The 19,917-nt window shown below is 35.4% G+C and carries 14 protein-coding genes, 2 tRNA genes and 1 pseudogene; 11 read left to right on the plus strand and 6 right to left on the minus strand.

The annotated features are described in order from the left end of the window. The first annotated feature begins 118 nt into the window (after nucleotides 1–118). The 3 genes from VNJ50_RS02245 to VNJ50_RS02255 all read left to right on the plus strand — a co-directional run bounded on the left by VNJ50_RS02245 (nucleotide 119) and on the right by VNJ50_RS02255 (nucleotide 1,190). A tRNA-Ser gene (locus tag VNJ50_RS02245) sits at nucleotides 119–205 on the plus strand. A gap of 126 nt (nucleotides 206–331) precedes the next feature. Next, a tRNA-Pro gene (locus tag VNJ50_RS02250) sits at nucleotides 332–408 on the plus strand. A gap of 575 nt (nucleotides 409–983) precedes the next feature. Next, complete coding sequence (locus VNJ50_RS02255; RefSeq protein ID WP_325578647.1) at nucleotides 984–1,190, plus strand: DNA-binding protein; 207 nt, start codon at nucleotides 984–986, stop codon at nucleotides 1,188–1,190. Between the two features lie 71 nt (nucleotides 1,191–1,261). Here the strand turns inward: VNJ50_RS02255 and VNJ50_RS02260 are convergent, their stop codons facing one another. The 3 genes from VNJ50_RS02260 to VNJ50_RS02270 form a co-directional block, all read right to left on the minus strand. Continuing rightward, nucleotides 1,262–2,308 (minus strand): glycosyltransferase, encoded by a 1,047-nt coding sequence (locus VNJ50_RS02260; protein ID WP_325578649.1) that lies wholly within the window; start codon nucleotides 2,306–2,308, stop codon nucleotides 1,262–1,264. A 107-nt stretch (nucleotides 2,309–2,415) separates the two neighbouring features. After that, the gene (locus VNJ50_RS02265) at nucleotides 2,416–3,435 is read right to left on the minus strand and encodes a GntG family PLP-dependent aldolase (RefSeq protein ID WP_325578651.1); all 1,020 of its coding nucleotides are present in this window, start codon (nucleotides 3,433–3,435) and stop codon (nucleotides 2,416–2,418) included. Between the two features lie 4 nt (nucleotides 3,436–3,439). Then, nucleotides 3,440–5,854: a zinc-dependent metalloprotease gene (locus tag VNJ50_RS02270; protein ID WP_325578653.1), complete on the minus strand. Its 2,415-nt coding sequence runs from the start codon at nucleotides 5,852–5,854 to the stop codon at nucleotides 3,440–3,442. 110 nt (nucleotides 5,855–5,964) lie between these two features. Between VNJ50_RS02270 and prfB the strand changes: the two genes are divergently transcribed. Then, nucleotides 5,965–7,075 (plus strand): peptide chain release factor 2 gene (prfB, locus tag VNJ50_RS02275; protein ID WP_325578655.1). Its coding sequence is split into 2 segments (ribosomal slippage): nucleotides 5,965–6,027 and nucleotides 6,029–7,075, totalling 1,110 coding nucleotides; the frame shifts between segments, so codons are not numbered across the junction. A gap of 43 nt (nucleotides 7,076–7,118) precedes the next feature. Here the strand turns inward: prfB and VNJ50_RS02280 are convergent. After that, nucleotides 7,119–8,033, minus strand: a complete 915-nt coding sequence (locus VNJ50_RS02280; RefSeq protein WP_325578657.1) for a polysaccharide pyruvyl transferase family protein — start codon at nucleotides 8,031–8,033, stop codon at nucleotides 7,119–7,121. Between the two features lie 260 nt (nucleotides 8,034–8,293). Between VNJ50_RS02280 and VNJ50_RS02285 the strand changes: the two genes are divergently transcribed. The 4 genes from VNJ50_RS02285 to VNJ50_RS02300 all read left to right on the plus strand — a co-directional run bounded on the left by VNJ50_RS02285 (nucleotide 8,294) and on the right by VNJ50_RS02300 (nucleotide 12,301). Next, nucleotides 8,294–8,911, plus strand: a complete 618-nt coding sequence (locus VNJ50_RS02285) for an HAD family phosphatase (protein WP_325578659.1) — start codon at nucleotides 8,294–8,296, stop codon at nucleotides 8,909–8,911. A gap of 39 nt (nucleotides 8,912–8,950) precedes the next feature. Then, on the plus strand, nucleotides 8,951–9,292 hold the full coding sequence (arsC, locus tag VNJ50_RS02290) for an arsenate reductase (glutaredoxin) (RefSeq protein WP_325578661.1): 342 nt from the start codon (nucleotides 8,951–8,953) through the stop codon (nucleotides 9,290–9,292). A gap of 80 nt (nucleotides 9,293–9,372) precedes the next feature. Beyond that, a complete protein-coding gene (locus VNJ50_RS02295) occupies nucleotides 9,373–9,783 on the plus strand; it encodes a hypothetical protein (RefSeq protein WP_325578663.1) in 411 nt (136 codons plus the stop codon). Between the two features lie 4 nt (nucleotides 9,784–9,787). Beyond that, a complete protein-coding gene (locus tag VNJ50_RS02300) occupies nucleotides 9,788–12,301 on the plus strand; it encodes a TonB-dependent receptor domain-containing protein (protein WP_325578665.1) in 2,514 nt (837 codons plus the stop codon). A gap of 154 nt (nucleotides 12,302–12,455) precedes the next feature. On the opposite strand, the gene hutH is transcribed toward VNJ50_RS02300, so the two are convergent. Next, a complete protein-coding gene (gene hutH / locus VNJ50_RS02305) occupies nucleotides 12,456–13,997 on the minus strand; it encodes a histidine ammonia-lyase (protein ID WP_414652856.1) in 1,542 nt (513 codons plus the stop codon). A 93-nt stretch (nucleotides 13,998–14,090) separates the two neighbouring features. Between hutH and VNJ50_RS02310 the strand changes: the two genes are divergently transcribed. Further along, nucleotides 14,091–15,128 (plus strand): TlpA disulfide reductase family protein, encoded by a 1,038-nt coding sequence (locus VNJ50_RS02310; protein WP_325578667.1) that lies wholly within the window; start codon nucleotides 14,091–14,093, stop codon nucleotides 15,126–15,128. Between the two features lie 69 nt (nucleotides 15,129–15,197). On the opposite strand, the gene VNJ50_RS02315 is transcribed toward VNJ50_RS02310, so the two are convergent. Then, nucleotides 15,198–16,736 carry an NAD(P)H-hydrate dehydratase gene (locus tag VNJ50_RS02315; RefSeq protein ID WP_325578669.1) on the minus strand — a complete coding sequence of 513 codons (1,539 nt, stop codon included), beginning with the start codon at nucleotides 16,734–16,736 and terminating at the stop codon, nucleotides 15,198–15,200. Nucleotides 16,737–17,016: 280 nt separating this feature from the next. On the opposite strand from VNJ50_RS02315, the gene thrA reads away from it, so the two are divergent. Both thrA and VNJ50_RS02325 read left to right on the plus strand, forming a co-directional pair. Further along, nucleotides 17,017–19,461, plus strand: a complete 2,445-nt coding sequence (thrA, locus tag VNJ50_RS02320; protein WP_325578670.1) for a bifunctional aspartate kinase/homoserine dehydrogenase I — start codon at nucleotides 17,017–17,019, stop codon at nucleotides 19,459–19,461. Between the two features lie 30 nt (nucleotides 19,462–19,491). Then, nucleotides 19,492–19,917: pseudogene (locus VNJ50_RS02325) on the plus strand (homoserine kinase); the annotation flags it as partial.

Below are 19,917 nucleotides of genomic sequence, written 5' to 3' on the forward strand. Positions count from 1 at the left end.
AAAGCACAATGAATTGCTATATTTGCAATCCGAAACGCAAGATTAGTCTTTTTACTTTCAGGAAAAATAGTTCTTTAAACAGAGATTTAGCCTTTTAACTAAGGCATAAAATAGATAAGGAGAGGTGCCTGAGTGGCCGAAAGGAACAGTTTGCTAAACTGTCGTACCAGCAATGGTACCGAGGGTTCGAATCCCTCTCTCTCCTCAAAGAATTTAATTCTTTAAATAAAGATGAATAAGTTTGCAACTTAAGAAAGTTTCTTTATCTTTGCATTCCCGAAAGGGAGACCGGATGTAGAATTTCTTAAAAATCTACAGGAATTAACACCAGCGGGGTGTAGCGTAGCCCGGTATCGCGCCACATTTGGGATGTGGAGGTCGTAGGTTCGAATCCTGCCACCCCGACCACACTTACACTAAGTAAGGTCTAAAACCCTCAAATTCTATGAATTTGAGGGTTTTTTGTTTTATATCATATCAAGAAACCCCAATATATATCAATCTAAATGTGAGTTAAACGGTGAGTCTTTTTAAGTTTTATATTTACTCACCGAATAGCTTATAAATAACTGTAAATCATTTATTTAAAACATTTATTTTGATGCTATTTATTATTGTTTGACTTCTTTACTGCATCCCATCCAACAGTTGGAATGAGAGAAGTGCACCAAAGCGTATGGGTTGAACATAAAATAATTGGATGTGCAGAGTAGAAACACCTTTAGGATTTAATTCGTATTACGTTTACCCCAGAACAACAAAGTTAAGCCTGCCACTGTTTATGCACGGATTACGGTAAACTGTTATAGAACTGAAATTTCCTTAAAAAGTAGAGTGTCGATAAACAATAGGAACGAAGTAAAAGGAAGCGCAAAAAGGGAAACAACAAGAAATCGCCAAATTGAATAGATACATGGAACAGGTGTGTTCATAAATTTTTGATTGTTATCAAGAATTGATGCAATAAAATAAAGGAATTGCGAATGAAACTCAAGGTTATTACCCGAGAGAATCTTGAAATTTTCAAAAAAAAACTTTTTGAAGAAATCAGAAAATATTCACCTTATATGAGAAAATCGGCACAAGAACCAACGGAATGGTTGAAAAGCTATGAGGGACGTAAATTATTGGGAATTTCAACAAGTACACTTCAAAACCTCTGGTTAAATGGAGCATTGCACTATCAATAAAATCTTTAATATTTACAAAATTGGCATTACCTAAACTTGTAACCAGCATTAGACTTTAACCAAGAAAGAGTCTATAGTTTATTTTTTGGTCTTAAAATAGGATTAATGAGTCTGAACAAAAAATAAAAACTTTTTTTATTATTAAAAATTGGAACTAACAATTTAAAATTCAATTGATTATAATCTTTTCCCAAAAACAAATCTAATGGATAGACATTTGCTAAACTCAATTCATCTATCTGATGTTTTACTTCCTTTAAGCTCATGGTTGACTGAAGCATCCGCACCATAGAAAAAAACACTAAAGCTTGTTGTTTTGCTATAATTCGTAAAATACAATTGGGATTCGTTGGTCTTTTTTCTAAGTCTTTAACAATTGGACTAAAATCCAAGGCAGCACTTTGCATATCTTTTATTAACTTATTATAGTGAACGGGATCTCTATTGTTCAAAACACTTTCTGGAGCAATTCTATATCGATGGGCTTCCAAGTTTAAATAAGCCATTCTTTGCGCTTTCAAAAAAATTCTTATCGTAAAAATAGCATCCTCTAAATAGCTTCCTTCTTCAAATTTAACTCCTAAACCTTCTAAAAACCCCCTATTTATCACATACCACCAAACTTCATTTCTATATTCTAAGCTGGCCACATAATCTTCGCCTGATAAAACTTCAGAAAGCATGTTGCTATTAAGTAATTCCTTCTGCCTTATTTTCTTAGAATTATATTTCGGCTTTATCGATATTGTCCGGCATCTTTGGGTTTTAAAGGTCAGAATATCCAAATCATGGTTTTCACAAGTTTCTACTATAAAATTTAGACAATGAGGCATAAGATAATCATCAGAATCTATAAAGTATAGATATTTCCCTTTAGCTTGGGCCATACCATAATTTCTTGCTTTGCCAGCACCTCCATTTTCAATGGTAAATACTTTTATCTGAACATTTTTTTCGGCATAGTTTTCTACGATTTTTAAACTATCGTCAGTTGAGCCATCATTGATAACTAGTATTTCATAATTTTCAGGATCTAAACTCTGATTTAAAATACTGTCCAAACATGTACCTACAAATGTTTCAACATTATAAACCGGAATGACAATACTTAATTTCATAAATTATTAAATCCTTACTCTTAATTTTTTTTGATTTAGCGCGCAAGGTAGACAAATTATGAGAAAAACCAGCAGAACATGGAGGTCAAGCCAGATACCTCATAGTACTATAACGTTTTTAATAAAGCTATAAAATCTTCATGCATATCATTGGTATAATCTAAATGAGTGACCATACGAAGTTTATGCCCACCCATATTGCTGATTTTGATATTATTTTCTGCTAAACGTTTTATAAAATTAGATCCTTCGACATTATCATTTAATTCAAAAATGATAATATTGGTTTCAATAGGTTCCATGTTCTTTACCGATGATAATTGAGAGAGTATTTTGCCTATTTCTTTAGCTTTTTTATGATCGTCTTGAAGTCGCTCAAAATTATGATCAAGGGCATACAATCCAGCCGCCGCTGCAAAACCTATTTGACGCATGCCGCCACCCAAAAGCTTTCTAATACGCAAAGCACCTTTCATGATATTTTCGTTTCCTAAAAGGACTGATCCAATTGGGCAACCCAAGCCTTTGCTTAAGCAAACAGAAATGGTGTCAAACAATTGGCCGTATTGTTTTGGGGTTTCGTTTTTAGCAATTAGCGCATTCCACAGTCTAGCACCATCAAGATGAAATCCTAAGTTATGCTGTTTTGCAACTAATTGAATGCGTTGTAGTTCATTAAAATCCCAACAGGCGCCACCCCCTTTATTAGTGGTGTTTTCTACCTCTATCAATGCCGTTAATGCACTATGATAAAATTCTGGTGGATTAATAGCTGCTTCCGCTTGTTCAGCAGTAAACATACCGCGACTTCCATCAATCAACTGACAAGAAACACCACTGTTAAACGAAGCTCCGCCACCCTCAAAATTATAGATATGCGCATATTTATCACAAATAACCTGGTCGCCAGGATTGGTATGCAGTTTCAAAGCCGTTTGGTTGGCCATGGTCCCGGAAGGAAAAAACATCGCTTTATCCATTCCAAACATATCTGCTAAACGTTTCTCCAAAGCATTGACCGTTGGATCTTCCTCATAAACATCATCACCAACTGGCGCATTCATCATCGCTTCCAACATGCCTTTTGAAGGCTTTGTAACGGTGTCACTTCTTAAATCTATAATCATAATTTTAATTTGGCATATAAGTACATTCGTCAGTTCCTATTGGCGATCCGTCAGGAATACGAGGTGCAGTTTCTACTTTAAATTTTTCGGGATGTTCACGAAGCTCGGTAATCATGCGTCCATATTGAGCCAGATACGGATTTGAACCTTGTTTTTTATCAGATAATATTTTCTGAATCTCATTTATGGCATCATTGGCCTTGGCTTGTACTTGAAAATAGGCAGCTTCAGAAACACTAAGATTCATAATGTATTTCAAAACATTGACATTTATGACGTGCTGAATTTCGTCATGATAAGCGTTATTGTGGTGTTTTGAAAATGAATTTTCGATAAGTGTTTGGAACACATTTTCTAAACTTAACTGGGCATTATCCAAGCTTTTTTGTTGCACCATCCTGTTGGCACGCTGTGGATGCAGTAAGAGTTGTAAAGTCATGTCACTTGCTGTTGCCGCAGCGCTAAAAGCATCAAAAGCAACACCTGTTTTTCCTGAAAACGACTCTCTGGTTTTTCCATATCCAAAAGCTCGAGGTGGAAATAACTCTAATTTATCCTTAGGAATAGCTAAAGTTTCTGCAGCAATGGAAAGCATTAGTGCTGAAAGTGCTTCTTTTTGAGCTTTGGCATCCAATACCTTTGTTACGAGTTGACCATCTCCTTTCACCGCATAATTATAATCCATCCCTCCTACTAATTTTGAAGTGGCTTCAATTTGATATCTATGGAAAAAATAAAGCGGCACAAACACATCTTCCAAAACAGAATAAGGCTCACCACTCCTGATATTATCAATCGAAAAATTTGAAATCGCTTTGGCACGTACTTTCAAAACACGTTCCAATTCATCGGAAGCACTTTTCCCATTATCCCACAAATGTGCAAAAGCATGTGCGCCGCCTTCAGCACGCGCATCCGTGTCAGAAATGAAACGTAAACCTTTGTCTTGGGCACTTTTTAAAATAGCATTTAAAGCTTCTTTTTCATTGGTATTTTTATCAAACTCCGAATAGCTGTAGGCAACTGTTGTTTTATCCCAAATACCAATGCCATCTATATATGAGTTTTCGATATTTATATTGCCTTTGTCAAGCGTGATTTTAGGATGAGGATAATCCATAACCGAGGCATCATTGACACTGCTGGCTGCAAAATTGTGTGCAAAGCCAAGAGTATGACCAACTTCGTGTGCACCCAATTGTCGCATGCGTGCCAAAGCCAACTTGAGCATCGGCTCATTATTGGTATCTGAATTGGCATAAGGTTTATTCATCAAGGCTTGAGCAATCATAAAGTCTTGACGAACGCGCAAACTTCCCAAACTCACATGGCCTTTAATAATTTCGCCAGTTCGTGGATCGACCACCGAAGCCCCATAACTCCATCCTCGTGTTGAGCGATGCACCCATTGAATGACATTATAACGGCAATCCATCGGATCAGCATCTGCTGGCAACATTTCAACTTGAAAAGCATTTTTAAAACCAATGGCTTCATAAGCTTCATTCCACCATCGTGCGCCTTCCATTAGCGCAGTCCGAATAGGTTCCGGTGTGCCAGGATCAAGGTAATAAATTATTGGTTTTTTGGCTTCGCTCATTTCCAATTCTGGATTTTTCTTTTCCAATCGGTGTCTAATGGCCAAGCGCTTGACAATAGGTTCTTCAATAGGCGTGGAATAATCCATATAAGAAATTGAAATGGCGCCGCTACGTGGATCAAACATTCTTGGCTTATAATTATCATCCGGCAATTCTATAAACGAATGGTGTTGAATCACACTCACCAATGAAGCTGTTGGAGTTACACTTCTAATATTTCTACCTTTAACTTCACCATTAAACGTCAATAAAGCTTCAAATTCTACATTCTTCGGAAATGCTTTGGTACGCTCCAGATGCAAGGCACTTTTAGATAAATCTACTTTATAAGTGCCTTCGTTTTGATCTTTTAAACGCTTGCCCACTTCGTGCGCATCTTCCATTAAAAACGAAGTTAAATCGACAATGTATTTTCCATTATTTTCTTCTTCAATTTTAAATCCGTACAAAACCGACGAAGCAAATGCTTGCTCAATACTTTTTCGTTCCTGTACATTATCGGTAATCGCTCTAAACCTTTGATTGGGCTGTATCAATAAAAGTTTATTTCCTGCTTTTACAAATTTCACCAGGCGCGTACTCCCCAATTGTCCTCTGTCCAAACCAATATCATTGGATCCCACGCCACTTGCCAAGCTGTTGATATATAAAAATTCATGATCTAATTTATCGACTTCCAAATAAATTTTATCCTGTTTCTCTTCATAATAAAAATTAAAAAAGCCCTTATAAGGTTCCAGTTTCTTATCCTTTAATAATTGTGAAAACAAAGGTGTTACTGACAACAGTAAGATGAGATTGAGTAATTGTTTTTTCATAATGGAAATTTAATCCATAAAACTAATCAAATTATCTCAAAAAAATATCCTTGCTTTTCTTTAATTCAGCAATCTTTAAATGATATATTTGCATAAAATTTATATTATTTATGACTACATCCGATCAAATTAAAGGTCTTGTAGAGCGCCTTGGTGCGTTGAGGAGGTATCTTTGACGTAGATGCCAAAACTATTGAGATTATTAACGAAGAAGAAAAAACCTTCGATCCAAATTTTTGGAACGACTCCAAAACAGCCGAACGTGTCATGCAGTCCTTGCGTGAAAAAAAACATTGGGTAGCTGATTATGAAACAGCCAAATCATTAGTAGAAGATTTAGAAGTACTTTATGAATTTCACAAAGCTGATGATGTATCCGCAGAAGAATTAAATGCACATTTAGAAAAAACCGTTTCTCATATTGAAAAGCTAGAGTTAAAAAACATGCTTTCTGAAGAGGGTGATAACTTGAGCGCTGTACTTCAAATCACCTCGGGAGCTGGCGGTACCGAATCCTGCGATTGGGCGAGCATGCTAATGAGAATGTATCTGATGTATGCCGAAAACAACGGATTTAAGGTCAAAGAACTGAACTTTCAGGAAGGCGATGTTGCCGGTATCAAAACGGTTACTTTAGAAATTGAAGGCTCTTTTGCATTTGGTTGGCTTAAAGGTGAAAACGGTGTGCACAGATTGGTCCGCATTTCGCCATTTGATAGTAATGCAAAACGGCATACAAGTTTTGCATCAGTCTATGTATATCCGCTTGTGGACGATACCATCGAAATTGACATCAATCCTGCCGATATTGAAATTACAACCTCGCGCTCTGGTGGCGCCGGCGGACAGAATGTTAACAAAGTAGAAACAAAAGTGCAATTGGTGCATAAACCTACAGGCATTCAGGTTTCATGTTCAGAAACGCGTTCACAACACGATAACAGAGCAAGAGCTTTGCAAATGTTGCGATCGCAGTTATATGAAATTGAACTTCAAAAACAGTTGGCGCAACGTGAAGATATTGAATCTAGCAAAATGAAAATTGAATGGGGAAGCCAGATTCGAAATTACGTTATGCATCCGTATAAATTGGTTAAAGATGTCCGAACAGGACATGAAACTGGTAATGTTGAAGACGTCATGGATGGTGATATCGATGAATTCCTAAAAGCCTATTTAATGATGATGGGGCAAAAGGATGACAATCCTAATGAGCTTTAAATATGACATTTTAAATGTAGAACAACAAGGTTAAAATTATTCTTTATTTAAAATTTTTATACTGTGGAAGAATTGCGAATGGTGCCGATTTAATCAAGCCTATTTGCAATTCTTTCAATCGTTTAGGATCAACCAAAGTAAGATGTTCATTTGTTTTAAAAATCAATTCTACCTCATTGATATAGTTTTGATCAAAAAAGTCCGATTTAATAGTAAAACAAGCATACTCCTTAAGTTCTACACTCGAAAAATAATCGGCAAATTTAATGTCATCACCACCAATATAACCTTTGGAAAGCCAAACCCATAACGCGGGAATTCCGTAAGCGTGAGCTATGATAATACCGTGAAGGGAACTCGAAACAATTTTCTCACACGAATGAACATCATCAATAACTTTTTCAATATCATCCAATAAATTAATAATCAATATTTTATCGCTATTTAATTTTGAAATCGTTTCATTATAATGCAGAAAATGAGGAATTATGCCAATAGCGTATTTTTTTTCAGTTTTTGAAGTGTACATCAATGGTGTTAAAAGTGCAGGGTCACCAATATATTCAGGAACTTTATAGCCAAGCTCCCGAAGTCGCGCCTGACTATGTTTTCCACGAACTGCGTAAAAATCAGCATTTTCGATATGATTGTCAATAAACATAATTCCAGAACCCCAAATATCACAATGTGGGTGCGAATATAAATCCATCACACTGCCAATACTCAAAAGAAGATTTTGCTTTCTGCTTAAAACAAATCGGATGTTATAGTACACGTCCCTAACCGATACGTTTCGATTATAAATATTTCTAAGATAATTTAAAATAGCCCGCTTATTAAATCCCCTATGTCTTAATGGTGTATAAATCGCTTCTTTACCTGTTAATTTCTCCACTATATAAGGACCCAGCGCATCTCCAAAGTTCTCTTTACCAAAAGGAACTTTATACCAATACATATAGATTTTATTAGATTTCAATCTGCGTAACTGTTTTTTATAAATTAAATCCTTTCCATCATATTTTTAGAATTCGTAAATATAACAAAAACCTATCCATTTCATTATTTGTAACAACAAATACCAAACCCACTTTAAAGACCAAATCCTATACATCATAAATTCTTTTATATAACTTCATATACTTGATTATACTTATATGATCTTTGGCAAATCCATAAAAAGAACAGATTTTTGATGTCTGAAACAACAATAAGCAAATGAAAAAAATTGATACCATTATCTTCGATCTTGGAGGTGTCTTAATAGATTGGAATCCTGAATATGTTTACAATGGCGTATTTAATGGCGATAAAGAGAAAATGAAATGGTTTTTTGATACCATCTGTACCCACGATTGGAACGAAAACCAAGATGCCGGTTATCCCCTAGCCCAAGCAACAGCCGATAGAATTGCACTTTTTCCTGAACATGAAGAGCTTATTAAAATGTTTTATGGAAGATGGAAAGAGATGCTGGGAGGTCCAATTAAAGGAACAGTTGAAATTCTAAAAAAACTAATAGACAGCAAGCACTATAAAATTGTGGCGCTCACCAATTGGAGCCATGAAACTTTTCCGATAGCTCTTGAAACTTTTGATTTTCTACATTGGTTTGAGGGTATTTTGGTTTCAGGTGAAGAAAAAACCCGAAAGCCATTTAAAGATATTTATGAATTGACCTTAAGTCGATTTGAAATTACAGCTGAAAATTCAATTTTTATAGATGACAATCTTCGAAATGTTGATGCTGCCAAAGAATTAGGTATTAATACCATCCATTTTAAAACCCCTGAACTGCTCAAAGAACAATTGGCTTCTTTCGGCATTGTACTTTAAATTACTTTTGAAATACGTTAAAACTATAAAAACAAAAAAATGATATCAATTTACCATAATCCAAGATGCAGCAAATCAAGAGAAGGCCTGGCCATTCTTGAAAGTCAAAATAAAGATTATCAAGTCATTAAATATATGGACGATATTTTAAGTGTCGAAAAACTTAAAGAAATCATTCAGATTCTTAAAATAAAACCTATAGAGCTGGTCAGAACCAACGAACTTATCTGGAAACAAAACTACAAAAATTCAGAGCTTTCTGACGATCAAATTATTGATGCCATGATCTCACACCCCAACCTTATTGAACGCCCAATTGTCATTCATGGCAACAAGGGCGTTATTGGCCGTCCACCTCAAAAAATCCTAGATATTCTGTAAGGATTCTTTAACACAACTTTAACCAAACGCCATTAAACCAAATTCTATTTTTGCACTCTTAATAACTAAACTATCCTATTATGGGTGCAAAACTATTGACTATTCCTCTTCTGGCATTTTTTTTATGCGCTGGCACATCGTTTGCCCAAACTAGCGATGCCATAAAAAAAGAACAAGAAAAATACATGCAAAAACAACTAGAGGACTATAATAATCGTGTTGATGCTTATGTCAACTTATTAAAAGTTGACGATTTTAAAGCAACGATTATCAAACAAAAAATTGAGGAGTTTTATAAAAAACGACATGAGATTTTAATGTCAGAAGTTTCTGAATTTGAAAAACAGCCCTTAATAGAAGAGTTCAAAGCCACCCTCTTTTCTGATGTTAACGAGCTTTATACCGAAGAAACAATTATGTCTATACAACGGTTTTTGACCGATAATAAAACGGAAGTTAAAAATTTTAAAAAAAAACTAAAAAACAACTAAACCAATGAAACTAATACCCTACGTATTTACCCTATTATTCCTATTAACTTCAAATATTCTTTCCGCACAAGATGACGTCCACATCACTGGTGTTGTAATGGACAAAGAGATTAACCAACCGCTTGAATATGCCACAATTGCATTTTTCAGTAAAAAAGAAAATCGGATTGTTACCGGAGGAATTACCGATTTGGAAGGTAAATTCGACATTAAAGTTCCGAGAGGAACCTATGATATTTCTATTGAATATATTTCTTATGGCACACTAAAGTTGCCTAACAAAACCTTGCTTCAAAATACTAATTTGGGTGTTCTAAACCTTGTAGTAGATGCACAGGCACTTGGTGAAGTTTCAATTATTGCCGAACGCACAACAGTAGAAATTAAGCTGGATAAAAAAATATACAGCGTTGGTCAAGATTTGACCGTTAGAGGTGGTACCGTCAGTGATGTATTGGATAATATCCCATCGGTTTCTGTGGATGTTGAAGGCAATGTTTCGATGCGAGGCAATGACAACGTTACCATATTAATAAACGGAAAACCATCAGGATTGGTTGGTCTTAATTCAACCGATGCTTTACGTCAACTTCCTGCCGAATCTATTGAGCGTGTGGAAGTTATCACATCACCATCAGCTCGTTATGATGCTGAAGGAACTGCAGGTATTTTAAATATCATCTTAAAAAGAAGTAAACTTCAAGGTTTAAATGGTGCTATAACCGCAAATGTGGGGCATGCGCCAACGGCTGGACTTTCTGGTAATATCAATTACAGAACTGGTGATTTCAACTTCTTTAACACTACAAGTTATACTTATAGAGAATCACCAGGAAAATCTTCTACAGAAACCGAATATTTCAATATTAGACGTGACGAATTTGGAAATGTTATTGAAGACAAGCCAAATACATTCTTAAACGAAAATCGTAATTCTGAAAGAGAAAGTAAAAATTTTACTACGAATTTTGGTGTGGAATGGTATATTAATGATTCGGCATCATTAACAACTTCTGTGGTTTTTAGAAAAAGTGATACCGATAATAATGCGACCAATTTAAGTAGAGAATTTGATCTTAACAGTAATTTAATTTCGCTTTCTGAACGTTTTGATCCTGAAATTAGAGACGACAAAACCATTCAATACTCGGTTAACTTCAACAAACAATTTGGTGGCAATAGTCAACATAAATTAACATTCGATTTCCAATACGAAACCAATGACGAAGACAACCGCTCATCCATTACCCAAGACAGCGCTCCAGTTGAGCGTGTTTTGACCTTACAAACACAAGACAAAATCTTATTGGCATCAGACTATGTGCTTCCACTTGGAAACAGCAGCCAGTTTGAATTTGGATACCGTGGAAACTTCAATAATCTAGATACGGATTACAGTTTGGAGTTTTATGAAAATGGCAATTACGAATTGGATACAAACGTTAGTAATAATTTAATTTACCGTGATTACATCAATTCGGTTTATACTCAATTCGGAAGTAAACTCGGCAATAAATTCTCTTATTTAGCTGGTTTGCGTATGGAAGCCGCTCGTATTACAATTGATCAAAAAACGTCAAATGATTTTGAGAAAAAGAATTATGCAGGCTTATTTCCAACACTTAATCTTGGCTATGAAATTGATGAAAACCAAAGTATTCAATTAGGTTATAACCGCCGCATCAGAAGACCTTGGTCGCGTTTTATCAATCCGTTTCCATCAAGAACAAGCCCTACAAGTGTGTTTCAAGGAAACCCAAATATCGACCCAAGTTATTCTAACAAGGTGGATTTAGGATTTTTGAAAAAATTCAACAAATTTACCTTAAACTCATCTTTATATTACGAGAGAGCTACAGATGTATTTAATTTTATCACTGAAGCTACCGGCGATTTCTACATCAGAGATATCAACATGACCATCAACGAGAACGACCCTAACTTCGATTTTATAACCTCTCAATATGAAAGTGTAAACCCGGTAGTTAGAAGAACGCCTATTAACTTGGCAACAAACGATAGATATGGTTTTGAATTTACATTATCCTACCGTGCTTCAAAAAACTGGAACGTGAATGGTAACTTCAACTTATTCAAATCAAAATCGGAAGGTGTTTATAACGAGGTAGATTATGGCGCCGAAAACTTAAGCTGGTTTGCACGTATCAACAACAAATTAACCTTGCCAGGAAAAATTGATTGGCAAACCCGTATTTTCTATATGGGACCAACAGAAGATGCCCAAAACAAAAGTAAAGGCATGTTTTCTACCGATTTAGCATTCAGTAAAGATTTGTTTAACGACAATGCTTCACTTGCATTTAACGTAAGTGACATTTTCAATACCAGAAAAAGAATAACAGATACCTTCACCGATACCTTTAATAGTTCATCAGAATTTCAGTGGAGACAAAGAACTTTTAACCTCTCGTTTACGTACCGTTTCAATCAACAAAAGAAACAACAACGTTCAATGGAACGTTCAAACGGTGGTGACGAATTTGAATTTGAAGGATAGTCTTCAAGTTTGACTAAAAAAACAAATCAACATTAATAAAAAAGCGACTGAATTTATATTATTCAGTCGCTTTTTTTGTTTGGATTAAGTTCTTTAAAACGTGATATTTTCTGATAAATTAATTCACATATAATTGATCTGAAATCTGATTTCTTTAATCAAAAAGCAAATCGTTATCAATAGCAAATCCATCAATAAAATCAATTGATTTTACGATCAGATCATGAAATACAGCATCTTGGACTACAAACGGTACTTCACTGGTATAACTTTTTAAGAACGCTTCGATAATTGGTGATGATTTTACAGGTTTCCTAAAAGCAATCGCTTGTGATGCATTTAACAGTTCTATGGCCAAAACGCGTTCTACATTATATATAAGTGTGTAAGCTTGTGTTGCTGCATTGGCTCCCATACTGACATGATCCTCTTGTCCGTTTGATGAAACAATGGAGTCAATACTTGCTGGTGTTGCCAATTGTTTATTGGCACTTACAATACTTGCCGCGGTGTATTGCGGAATCATAAAACCAGAGTTTAAACCCGGATTATTTACCAAAAACGCAGGAAGTCCACGTAGTCCGGAAATTAATTGATAGATACGACGTTCGGAAATATTTCCAAGTTCGGCCATAGCAATTTTCAAATAATCCAAAGCCAAAGCCAAAGGTTGCCCGTGGAAATTTCCTCCGGATATGATTTTATCTTCCTCAATAAATACATTCGGATTGTCGGTCACCGAGTTGATTTCGGTTTTTATGGTTTTATGAACAAATGCCAAGGTATCTTTAGTTGCGCCATGAACTTGTGGCATGCATCGAAATGAATATGGATCCTGAACATGCTGTTTTTTTTGTGCAATAAGTTCACTTCCGTCCAAAAACTCCCTGATTCTTTCAGCTGTTTTTAGTTGACCGTTATGAGGTCGCACCAAATGCACCAGTGCATCAAAAGGTTCAATACGTCCATCAAAGGCATCCAAAGAAATACTGCCAATAAAATCGGCCAAATACGAAAGTTTATAAGCTTTCAATAATAAATGAACGCCGTAAGCACTCATAAACTGTGTGCCGTTCAAAAGTGCCAATCCTTCTTTGGACAATAAATTGACAGGCTGCCACTTAAAACGTGCCAAAACCTCTTGTGACGGCACTACTTTTCCTTCAAAGTACACCTCGCCCTTACCAATTAATGGTAAAGATAAATGGGCTAAAGGTGCCAAATCGCCAGATGCCCCCAACGATCCTTGAGTATAGACAATCGGTAAAATATCATGATTATAAAAATCGACCAAGCGCAAAACCGTTTCCAATTGTACACCGCTATGGCCATAACTCAAAGATTGGATTTTAAGTAAAATCATCAGTTTCACAATGTCGTTTGGCACACGTTCGCCAATACCGCAAGCGTGCGACATGACCAGGTTTTCTTGAAGCTGCGTCAAATTCTCTTTAGAGATTTTAACATTATACAAAGAACCGAATCCCGTATTAATTCCATAAATAGGCTCGTCTTGGCCAAGCATTTTGGCATCGAGATAGTTGCGGCAATTATTGATTTTACTGATCGCTTGATCCGAAAGTTCTAATTTTTTATTGTAAAAAAGAATATCACTGATGGTCGATAATTCTAAAGTGTCTGTAGAGATAAAATGTGTCAATGTCAAAGTTTTTTTTCCAAACTCAAAAATCAGCATATACTTTTCATTTTGCAACAAATGTTAATAATTAATAAAAGATTATACAATATGTCGCCAAACTATTACTTTTGAAAACTTAAAATTATAATAATGAAAAAAATTCTTGTTTTCTTATGTGCTTTATCTATTGTTTCATGTAAGGAAGAACCTAAAGATTATGTCACCTTTTCTGGTAAAATTTCCAATCAGAAAAGTGATTCCCTGTTAGTTGGAACCAGAACGTATAGTAAAACCATTAAAATTAATCCTGATGGAACCTTTAAGGACACCCTTAAAATAAACGAACCTGGAGTTTTTGCAATTTATGATGGCCATGCATCAACGCCTATTTTTCTAAGAAACGGCTACGAATTGAATATGGAAGTCAATGCTGAAGACTTTGATCAATCGATCAAATTTTCAGGACGTGGATCAGAAAACAATACCTTTTTGGCAAAACATAAAATTTTGCAAGAAGGCCTATTGGACCAGGATAAATTTAGCGGTTTGAACCGAGAGGAATTACAAAACGAATTAAAATCCGTTAAAACCGAATTGAGCAATTTTTATAATAGTGATAAATCTATCGACTCAATTCTGTTGGCTCAAGCTAACCGAAATTTGGAGCCAATGATCGGCATGTACGAAAACTACTTTTTAGAATCGATTGCCATTAGAGAGCAATTTCCGGTAGGCTCACCATCACCTACTTTTAAAGATTATGAAAACTTTGCCGGTGGAACAACTTCGCTGGGAGACCTAAAAGGAAAATATGTTTATATTGATGTTTGGGCGACATGGTGTGGTCCTTGCATTGCAGAAATACCTTCAATTAAAAAACTTGAAGCACAATACAAAGGTAGAAACCTTCAGTTTGTGAGCATCTCTATTGATGATGCGATGAGAAGTGGTGGTGGCGATTTAGAAGTTGCAAAAAACAAGTGGAAAACTATGGTTAAAGAAGAAGAATTGGTGGGCATCCATTTATTTTCTGATAAAAACTGGGAATCTGATTTCATTAGAAACTATAACATCCAAGCCATTCCAAGATTTATCCTAATCGATCCAAATGGCAATATTGTAGATCCAAATGCGCCAAGACCATCAAGTAAAAAACTTGTTGAGTTATTTGATAGCTTAAGCATCTAAGAAAGTACATATTCTAAATTGAAAACCGCTCTTTAAAAGTCTTTAAAGAGCGGTTTTCAAATTTATAAACTAATCTTGAGTTTCTTGTTGAACCTTTGGCTTTGCAAATAAATCCAGATAGGCTTGCCCTAAATAATCGACCACATGACTGGCAGTCAAACTTTGATAACCATAATCTTCTACAGCAATATCTGCCGATTTCCCATGTAAATAAACCCCAAATAAAGTGGCGGTCAAGGGTTCATAACCTTGGCAAATAAGTCCTGTAATGAGTCCTGTGAGCACATCGCCCGTTCCACCTGTTGCCAATCCAGGATTTCCGGTAGAATTGATATATAATTTATCGCCAAAAACCGTAATGGTATTGGCGCCTTTAATGACAATAATACATTTGTGTTTTTTTGAAAATGCCTTTGCCTTTTTTAATTTATCAAAATCGTTTTTCCATTTACCAATAAGACGTTCCAACTCTTTTGGATGCGGCGTAAGTACGGTTTGTGGTTTTAATAATTTCAAATCCTCCGTATGTTTTGCTAATAAATTTATGCCATCAGCATCAATCACTAAAGGCGATGTGTTCGTTTTTAAAAATTTTTGAAATGCCAAATGTGTACTTTCATCCAATCCCATGCCCATTCCAATGCCAATTGCTGTCGGTTTAATATCAAAAAGAATATTGGTCAATTTGTCATCATCAACATCTGTAATAACCATTGCTTCAGGAAAAGCAGATTGCACAGGGATATAACCGCATTTTGGAACTAAAACACTGACTAGCCCAGCACCAGATGCTAATGTTCCTTTTGAAGAAAGAATTATAGAACCTATTTTACCATAACTTCCACCTATTATCAATCCGTGTCCATAAGTTCCTTTATTTGAGAATTTTGTTCTTTGTTTATATATTGGCAACATTTCATATTTACCAATCAATTCCACTTCAGTTTCTGTGTTTTGCAAGAATTCGATATCAATTCCAATATCAATAACTTCCCATTGCGTAGTGTATTTTGATGTTTCTGGAAGAAAGAAAACCAGTTTTGGCGATTGAAAACTTAAGGTATAATCTGCCCAAACCACACCATTTTCATCCTCTGGAACTTCATCAGGATAAAGTCCTGAAGGCAAATCGATAGCTAATGTAAATGCTGTTGATTCCTTAAAATGCTGAAATAATCCTTTTACCCATTCATTAGCTGGTCGGTTTATTCCAATTCCAAATACGGCATCTACTATAATATCATCGGGATTGATAGGCGGAAAATCAGCCTTACAATTTAGCATGGTTGGCCATTTTTTGGTGGTTTGTTTTATCCTATCATAATTTATCAAAAAATCATTGCTGCGTTTATCACTACAATTTACAATATAACAATGCACATTATAGCCATAATTAATAAGATGCCTGGCCAAAACCAATCCGTCACCGCCATTATTGCCAATCCCGCAAAAAACATGAATTGGCACTTGAGCACCTTGCATACGATCATGGATCCAATTAAAAATTTGCATGCCTGCCCGTTCCATTAAATCGGTGGAACTTATATTTTGTTTTATTGCGGTTAATTGATCGCCATTATAAATTTGTTCTTTTGAGAATATTTTCATTTTAAACGTTTTTTTTTAAGGATTTGATAAATATTTAACTTTACACTTTTATTAGTAGTCAGTAAATTTTTTTATTTCAGTAAAAATAATACTTTTGAAAGGTATAGACAGATAATATGTTTACTTTACTATTCACATATCTAATTTTCACCATCCTGATTTCTTCAACCGGGACAACCTTTATTGGCGGTATTACCCCTCGGGGTTAACTATTATTTTATTACTCGTCAAGCATTTTCTATTTTATTTTATTTTTATTTAATCCCGTGTACATCATATTATGAACGTATTAAAATTTGGTGGAACCTCTGTTGGTTCTATAGAAAACATAAAAAAAGTCATTGAAATTCTCGATAATTATTCTAAAAAAGAACCTGTAATTTGTGTAGTTTCTGCCGTTGGAGGCATTACCGATAAACTCTTAAGAGCTGGGGAGTTTGCCCAGCAAAAAAATGAAAACTACCTACCACTGTTTGAAGAAATCAAAACCATCCATCTCAGTATTTTGGAAGGACTTATTCCCGATCAAAATGAGGCGGCCAAAACTTATTTAGAAAATAAATTATCGAGCTTAAAAAGCTTATTGGACGGTATTCATCTCATCAATGAGCTGTCACCTAAAACTTCTGATAAATTGGTAAGTTATGGTGAACTCCTTTCCTCTTTTATAGTTGCGGAAACCATGAAAAGTCAAAATTTGGATGCGGTCAGAAAAAACACCCAAGACCTCATAGTGACCAATAACAACTTTACAAAAGCGGAAGTTAATTACCCAACATCAAACACTAATATTTCTGAATACTTTAAAAATGCCGCTCAAAAAATTACCATTTTACCAGGATTTATTGCACGATCCACAACGGGCGAAACTACTACCTTAGGTCGTGGCGGATCGGATTTTACAGCAGCACTAGTTGCAGCAGCACTAAGAGTGAACCGATTGGAAATTTGGACCGATGTTAGTGGCATGTACACAGCAAATCCAAAAATTGTAAAACAAGCCTATCCTATTGAAAAGTTATCATATAGGGAAGCTATGGAACTCTCTCACTTTGGAGCAAAAGTATTGTATCCACCATCTGTTCAACCGGTTTTAAGTTTGAACATTCCTATTCATATCAAAAACACATCAGATCCGGAAGCATATGGCACCCGCATTACCAACGACAATAGCAATGGGTTTTTAAAAGCTGCCAAAGCTATTAGCAATATTAGCAATATTGCGCTATTGACCTTACAAGGTACTGGAATGATAGGAATTCCTGGGTTTTCAAAACGCCTTTTTGAAACTTTGGCTCAGGAAAAAATCAATGTTATTTTTATAACACAAGCCTCTTCTGAACATTCCATTTGTTTTGGTATTGATGAGAAAGATGCCGAACTCGCAGCTTCAAATATTAATATCACTTTTGAAAATGAGATTTCACTAAAAAAAATTGACCCTATTATTGTCGAAAAAGACCTGTCCATTATTGCATTGGTTGGTGATAACATGAAAAACCACCAAGGCATTAGCGGAAAAATGTTTAGCACTTTGGGTCAGAACAATATAAATATTAGAGCTATTGCGCAAGGGGCTTCAGAAAAAAATATTTCTGCGGTAATTGCCGAAAAGGATGTGAAAAAAGCATTGAATGCCATTCATGAACGCTTTTTTGAAGATCAGACCAAACAGCTCAACGTGTTTATTACAGGCGTTGGAAATGTTGGAGAAAAATTGGTGGAGCAAATCCATCAACAGAAAAAATATCTGAAGGAACAATTAAAAATCAATATGCGGATTGTTGGTTTGTCCAATTCCAGAACCATGGTTTTTAACGAAACGGGATTATCCTCAAAATCGTGGAAAGACGATTTAAATTCTGGTGAGAAAGCATCGATAAACGGCTTTTTTGAACGCGTTAAAACACTCAATCTGCGAAACAGTATTTTTGTAGATGTTACTGCCAACGAAGATGTTTCAAAAATTTATGCCAATTATCTAAAAGAAAGCATCGCTGTTGTGGCGTGCAACAAAATTGCGTGTTCCAGCACTTATTCCAATTATAGTCAATTAAAAAATCTTTCGATAAAGTACAATGCACCATTTTTATTTGAAACCAATGTTGGTGCTGGTTTGCCTGTTATTGATACTCTAAATCATTTAATTAATTCTGGCGATAGAATAACATCTATCCAAGCGGTGCTTTCAGGAAGTTTGAATTTTGTGTTCAATAAATTTGATGCCACAACAAAATTTCATGATATCGTTAAACAAGCGCAAAAAGAAGGTTATACAGAACCCGATCCACGTATCGATTTGAGTGGCGTGGACGTAGCCAGAAAAATTCTTATTCTCGCTAGGGAGAGCGGTGTAGAAATGAATTTGGAAGATATTGAAAACACCTCGTTTTTAACTGAAAACAATCATAAAAGTAGCTCTGTTGATGATTTTTATGAAACATTAATTACGGATGAAGCTCATTTCCAAAAACTCTATGAATCGGCAAAAAACAACAATTGCCAACTCAAATATGTAGCAGAATTTGATGGCAAAACTGCTAAAGTCGGGCTGAAGGAAATTCCACCACAACATCCATTCTATAATTTAGAAGGAAAAGATAATATTGTGATGTTTTATACACAACGCTACCGTGAGCAACCTTTGATAATTAAAGGTGCTGGTGCCGGTGCAGAAGTTACGGCTTCCGGACTGTTTGCAGATATTATCAGAATTGGAAATTAGAAATACGTAAATTATTTAAAAAGAAAACTTGTGGCTAAAAATGAAATCAAAATATTTTCTCCAGCAACTGTAGCAAATGTATCTTGTGGATTTGATGTTCTCGGATTTTGTTTGAATACAATTGGTGATGAAATGATCCTCAGAAAAACAAAAGAAAAAGGACTAAAAATCACTAAAATTGAAGGTTTTGATCTTCCATATGAACCTGAAAAAAACGTAGCGGGTGTTTCGGCTTTAGCAATGATCGCTGATGCACAACCCGATTTTGGCTTTGAAATGGAAATCTATAAAAAGATTAAACCAGGCAGTGGAATTGGCAGTAGTAGCGCAAGTGCCGCTGGAAGTGTATTTGCCATCAACGAACTTTTGGGACGTCCGTATAATAAAACCCAAATTACAGATTTTGCGATGAAAGGCGAAGCATTGGCAAGTGGTAGTGAGCATGCCGATAATTTG

The organism is Gelidibacter sp. (genome assembly GCF_035577925.1).
Taxonomy (GTDB): Bacteria; Bacteroidota; Bacteroidia; order Flavobacteriales; family Flavobacteriaceae; genus Gelidibacter.

Coding starts and splice junctions, on each gene's coding strand:
- VNJ50_RS02255 (WP_325578647.1), top strand. CDS start 984: ATGAAACTCAAGGTTATTACCCGAGAGAATCTTGAAATTTTCAAAAAA.
- VNJ50_RS02260 (WP_325578649.1), bottom strand. CDS start 2,308: ATGAAATTAAGTATTGTCATTCCGGTTTATAATGTTGAAACATTTGTA.
- VNJ50_RS02265 (WP_325578651.1), bottom strand. CDS start 3,435: ATGATTATAGATTTAAGAAGTGACACCGTTACAAAGCCTTCAAAAGGC.
- VNJ50_RS02270 (WP_325578653.1), bottom strand. CDS start 5,854: ATGAAAAAACAATTACTCAATCTCATCTTACTGTTGTCAGTAACACCT.
- VNJ50_RS02280 (WP_325578657.1), bottom strand. CDS start 8,033: ATGTATTGGTATAAAGTTCCTTTTGGTAAAGAGAACTTTGGAGATGCG.
- VNJ50_RS02285 (WP_325578659.1), top strand. CDS start 8,294: ATGAAAAAAATTGATACCATTATCTTCGATCTTGGAGGTGTCTTAATA.
- arsC (WP_325578661.1), top strand. CDS start 8,951: ATGATATCAATTTACCATAATCCAAGATGCAGCAAATCAAGAGAAGGC.
- VNJ50_RS02295 (WP_325578663.1), top strand. CDS start 9,373: ATGGGTGCAAAACTATTGACTATTCCTCTTCTGGCATTTTTTTTATGC.
- VNJ50_RS02300 (WP_325578665.1), top strand. CDS start 9,788: ATGAAACTAATACCCTACGTATTTACCCTATTATTCCTATTAACTTCA.
- hutH (WP_414652856.1), bottom strand. CDS start 13,997: ATGCTGATTTTTGAGTTTGGAAAAAAAACTTTGACATTGACACATTTT.
- VNJ50_RS02310 (WP_325578667.1), top strand. CDS start 14,091: ATGAAAAAAATTCTTGTTTTCTTATGTGCTTTATCTATTGTTTCATGT.
- VNJ50_RS02315 (WP_325578669.1), bottom strand. CDS start 16,736: ATGAAAATATTCTCAAAAGAACAAATTTATAATGGCGATCAATTAACC.
- thrA (WP_325578670.1), top strand. CDS start 17,017: ATGAACGTATTAAAATTTGGTGGAACCTCTGTTGGTTCTATAGAAAAC.